Here is a 246-nt window from a genome sequence, read left to right on the forward strand (position 1 = left end):
GTATTAGAAATTGATGAGTTTCCTGATCAAAATCATTATGAAACGGTCGCCGGGTATTTAATTTACACCATGAAGCATATTCCTAAACGTGCAGAATTCATTGTATTTTCAGGCTTTAAATTTGAAGTGGTGGATGTAGAAGGCATTCGTATTGAGCAGTTACTCGTTTCTAGGATGAGCCCTGAGAGCGAGTAACTGTCGCTAAAATCAAATAATTGATTAACGGCAGCCAATGTATTTGCATTG

The 246-nt window shown here is 37.4% G+C and carries 1 protein-coding gene; it reads left to right on the plus strand.

Annotation, left to right across the window (positions count from 1 at the left end; genetic code table 11):
* Positions 1 to 195, plus strand: a 195-nt coding sequence (locus SB751_RS34015; protein ID WP_410749499.1) for a transporter associated domain-containing protein, incomplete at its 5' end; no start/stop codon positions are given.
* Positions 196 to 246: the final 51 nt, after the last annotated feature.

It is taken from the genome of Cupriavidus sp. SIMBA_020, assembly GCF_046535395.1.
GTDB classification, from domain to species: Bacteria; Pseudomonadota; Gammaproteobacteria; order Burkholderiales; family Burkholderiaceae; genus Cupriavidus; species Cupriavidus campinensis.